We start from the raw sequence: 4436 nt of genomic DNA on the forward strand, positions 1-4436 counted from the left end.
CTCGGGAGCGCGACCTGCCGGTCGTGCTCTCGACGGTCCACCCGCGGTGGCACGTGCCGCACCGCGCCGAGCTCGTCGTCGCGGCGGTCATCCTGCTGCTCGTCGCCGTGGTCGACCTCCGCGGGGCGATCGGCTTCTCGTCGTTCGGCGTGCTGCTGTACTACCTCGTCGCGAACGTCGCGGCGTTCCGCCAGAGCGTGCCGGCGCGCCGCTATCCCCGCGCACTGCAGGTGGTGGGGGCGATCGGATGCCTCGTCCTGGCGGTCACGCTGCCGTGGCCGTCCGTCGCGGCTGGGGTCGGCGTCGTCGGGGTCGGCGTGGTCTACCGCGCGCTGCGGCTGAGGTTCACGCGAGCGGCTTGATCTCGAGCGCGTCCCGCGCGGTGCCGGCGGCCACGGTCGCGAAGGCGGTGTACCCGTCGGAGGCGGCGCGCTCCAGGAGCGCCTTGAGGTTCTTGGACCGCTGCTCCAGGCGCACGCGCGACCCCTCGCCCACGAGCGCGGCCTTGAGCGCGAGGAGCTCCGCCTCCGGAACGTCGCGGTCGTGGACCAGTACGACCGCCGGAGCCGCGGCATCCGTTCGGTCCGGCACCAGGTCGACGATCCGCTCGAAGCCGATCGAGAACCCCACCGCCGGGACGTCCTGCCCGAGGAAGCGGCCGATCATGCCGTCGTAGCGCCCGCCGCCGCCGAGCGAGTAGTCCGCGTCCGGGTGGGCGAGCTCGAAGATCGTGCCCGTGTAGTACCCCATCCCGCGCACGAGGAACGGATCGAACACGAGCGCGATGTCGGCTTCGGCCGCTGAGCTCGTCGAATCGCGGGCTGCGGCGACAGCCTCTCCGATGCCGACGAGGTGCGCCACGACGTCGTCGGGCGCGCCCTCGGGGAGCGCCTTGCGGATCTGGCGCTCGCCGTAGGCGTTGTACTCCATCGTCCTGGGGCGGCGCAGGAACGCCTCGAACGCGTCGACGGCCGCGGCGGTCGCACCGCGCTCCCGCAGCTCGGCGACGATCCCGTCGTGCCCGATCTTGTCGAGCTTGTCGATCGTGATGAGCACGCCCGGTCGCTCGCCGGGCGCGAACCCGAAGGCGTCGAGCATGAAGTCGAGGGCCCGCCGGTCGTTGATGCGCACCGTGCCGCCCTCGAGCCCGAGCGCGTCGAGGGTGTCAAGGGTCGCGACCACGAGCTCGGCCTCGGCGCGGGCCGAGGCATCGCCGATGATGTCGATGTCGCACTGCATGAACTGCCGATAGCGGCCCTTCTGAGGGCGCTCCGCACGCCACACCGGTGCGATCTGGATCGAGCGGAACACATTCGGCAGCTGCCCGCGGTTCGTGGCATAGAAGCGTGCGAGCGGCACCGTCAGGTCGTAGCGCAGGCCGAGGTCGGTCAGCGCCGCCGGATCGTCGGCCGCCGCGCGGACGGCATCGGCGTCGAGGCCGCGCTTGAGCACGTTGTACGCGAGCTTCTCGTTGTCGCCGCCGATGCCGGCGTGCAGTCGCCCGTACTCCTCCATGACCGGTGTCTCGATCTCGTCGAACCCGTGCGCGCGGTAGCGCTCCCGGATGACGGAGAGAACGCGCTCACGACGGACCTTGTCGGCGGGGAGGAAGTCGCGCATGCCGCGCGGCGGATTGACGGATGCCACGAAGCCATCTTTCCAGACGGCCGGGCGCGTTCCCGGCCCGGCGATCACCGCGCGAAAACAGGTGATCTGGCGTACGCAGGACGATGCGGCGCCGATCGTCCTGCGTTCGCCAGAACAGGACATCTCGGTCAGGGGTGGGTCGGCGCCTCGGAGGCTCGGATCTCGTCCTCGAGCTTTCGCAGTCGCTCCCGCAGCGCCCGCTCGGCGTCCCACCCGTTCGCCCGCGCGGTCGCGACGAGGGCGAGCAGTGCGTCGCCGAGCTCGGCCTCGTTCGTCGGCGACCCGCCCGTCGGCGCGGACACACCGACCTGGGCGGCCTTGCCCACGAGCTTCTGCGCGAGCGAGAGGCTCGGCATCCGCTCGCTCACGCCGTCCAGCACGCTCGTGCGGGTGCTCTTCTCGGCGGCCTTGGCGGCATTCCAGTGAACGAGCACCTCTTCGGGCGTCGTCGCGACCGCGTCGCCGAACACGTGCGGATGCCGCCGCACCATCTTGTCGGCGAGCCCGCGGGCGACGTCGTCGATGTCGAACGGGTCGTCGGCGTCTCGCGAGGCGATCTCGGCATGGAAGAGCACCTGCCACAGCAGGTCGCCGAGCTCTTCGCGCAGCTCCGCCCGGGTGCCGTCTTCGACGGCGTCGATGAGCTCCGCGCTCTCTTCGACGAGGTACGGAACGAGCGCGCGGTGGTCGATCTGCTGCGTCCACACACAGCGATCCCGCACCGCACGCATGACCTCTGCCGCCTCGCGCAGCGGATCGGGCGACGCCTGCCCGCGGGCGGCCGTCATGCGATCTGCCCGTCCGGGGCCCCCGCCGGGAGCTCCTGGTCACGCGCGGCCGGAGCGACTCTGCGGTAGTGGCGGGCCCGCTGGGCCACGAGCAACGCCGCGACGACGATCGACGCGGCGGATCCGCCGAGCACGCCGAGCGTCGCCTCGTCGCGCACGAGCGGCGCGTCCGAGAACGCGAGCTCCGAGAGGAGCAGCGAGACGGTGAAGCCGATGCCGCCCAGCGCGCCGGCCGCCACGAGATCGAGCAGCTTGAGATCGGGTGTCGCGCCGCGATTCGCGACGCGAAGCGAGATCCACCCGGCGGCGGCGATTCCGACGATCTTGCCCACCGGAAGAGCGACCAGGATCCCCCAGAACGCCGGCGAGAGCTGTGTGGGCGACACCATCGGGATCGGCACCAGCGCGGCGGAGAACGCGAACAGCGGCAGCACGATGACGTTGACCCATGGCTCCAGCTCGTGCCGCACCCGCAGCGCGGGGCGCTGCGCCATCGCGAGTCCGAGCGCGACGCCCGCGATGGTGGCGTGGACGCCCGACAGGTACACGAGCACCCACGTCGCGAGCGCCAGGATCACGAGGAGCGCCAGCACCAGGCCGCGTGCGCGTACGTCGAGCGCCCGACTGAGCACTCCGAACGCGATGACGGCGATCGCCGCGATCGCGAGAAGCCCGAGGTTGACGTCGGTGGTGAACAGCACCGCGATGAAGACGATGCCCACGATGTCGTCGAGTATCGCCAGCGCCAGCAGGAAGATGCGGATCCCCGAGGGCAGCCCCTTGCCGAAGAGGGCGAGCACACCCAGGGCGAACGCGATGTCGGTCGCGGTCGGAATGGGCCAGCCGTCCGCCGCGTCGGATCCGCCCGCGAACAGCAGGAAGACCGCGATCGGCACGATGATGCCGCCCGCGGCGGCGATCGCCGGCTGCAGAGCCTTGCGTGCGGAGTTCAGCTGTCCGTTGGTCAGCTCGTACTGCAGCTCGACCGCGACGACGAAGAAGAAGATGGCGAGGAGTCCGTCCTGCACCCAATGGCCGACCGAGAGCTCGAACACGCCGGGGATCCCGATGTACGCGTGCTTGACCGCATCGGCGGACGGACCGATCGGCGAGTTCGCCACGATGAGGGCGAGCACGGCGGATGCCAGAAGGACGATCGCGGGGAAGCGGGCGGAACGGAGCAGGGACATAGAGAGCCTTCCGTGGGAGTCGGTGCGGGGTCGACGAGCAACAGTGCCGACCAGACTTCCCGGCTCTCCGCGGGACAGTCTACCGGGCTGCCCCCGGCGGGCCCCGGGACGGAGCGTCATACAGCGCCCCTCGTGACATCGGCGAAACGCGGCGCGGCTAGCCTGGAACGATGCGCGAACCGACCCACACCGAAGCGATCGACCTCGTGGGACGCTTCGAGGCGGAGCAGAACATCCCCGAGCGCATGCGCGCCGATGTCAGCATGCTCGGGGCGCTCCTGGGCCGCGTGTTGCGCGAGAGCGGCTCGCCCGGACTGTACGAGGATGTCGAGCGCCTGCGCATCGCCACGATCCAGGCCTACACCGACGAGACGCCGGAGGCCTTCGCGCGCGCCGCCGCGATCGCCGACTCGTTCACCGTCGAGCGTGCCGACGAGGTCGCCCGCGCGTTCACCGCGTACTTCCACCTGGTGAACCTGGCCGAGGAGCATCAGCGCGTCCGCGTCCTCCGCGAGCGCGACGGACGCCCCGACCGCGAGCCGGCGACGGATTCGGTCGCCGCCGCCTTCATGCGCCTTGCCGCCGAGGTCGGCGACGACACCGCGCTGGCCCGCCTGCAGGCGATGCGCTTCCACCCCGTCTTCACGGCGCACCCCACCGAGGCGCGGCGCCGGGCGGTGTCGTCCAGCATCCGTCGCCTCGCCGTGCTCCTCGCAGAGCACGACGCGTCGCTGCGGGGCGGCGCCGACGAGCGCCGCGCCGAGCGGCGCATGGTCGAGGAGGTCGACACGCTGTGGCGCACGGCGCCGCT

General features: G+C 71.5%; 4 protein-coding genes and 1 pseudogene. 2 read left to right on the forward strand and 3 right to left on the reverse strand.

Annotated elements, in window-relative coordinates:
- Positions 1–362, forward strand: a pseudogene (locus EIO58_RS13340) (APC family permease); the annotation flags it as partial.
- On the opposite strand, the gene hisS reads toward EIO58_RS13340, so the two are convergent.
- From hisS to EIO58_RS13355, 3 genes are all read right to left on the reverse strand, one after another.
- Positions 346–1620: a histidine--tRNA ligase gene (gene hisS / locus EIO58_RS13345; RefSeq protein WP_240658833.1), complete on the reverse strand. Its 1275-nt coding sequence runs from the start codon at positions 1618–1620 to the stop codon at positions 346–348. The pseudogene EIO58_RS13340 and the gene hisS sit on opposite strands and share 17 nt — an antisense overlap.
- Positions 1621–1775: 155 nt before the next feature.
- Positions 1776–2435, reverse strand: a complete 660-nt coding sequence (locus EIO58_RS13350) for a MazG family protein (RefSeq protein ID WP_127819949.1) — start codon at positions 2433–2435, stop codon at positions 1776–1778.
- Positions 2432–3625, reverse strand: a complete 1194-nt coding sequence (locus tag EIO58_RS13355) for a Na+/H+ antiporter NhaA (protein WP_127819950.1) — start codon at positions 3623–3625, stop codon at positions 2432–2434. The genes EIO58_RS13350 and EIO58_RS13355 overlap by 4 nt, the downstream gene beginning before the upstream one ends.
- Before the next feature lie 170 nt (positions 3626–3795).
- Between EIO58_RS13355 and EIO58_RS13360 the strand changes: the two genes are divergently transcribed.
- A partial coding sequence (locus EIO58_RS13360; RefSeq protein ID WP_127819951.1) for a phosphoenolpyruvate carboxylase occupies positions 3796–4436 on the forward strand: 641 nt, incomplete at its 3' end.

It is taken from the genome of Microbacterium sp. CPCC 204701, from assembly GCF_004010105.1.
Classification (GTDB): Bacteria; Actinomycetota; Actinomycetes; order Actinomycetales; family Microbacteriaceae; genus Microbacterium.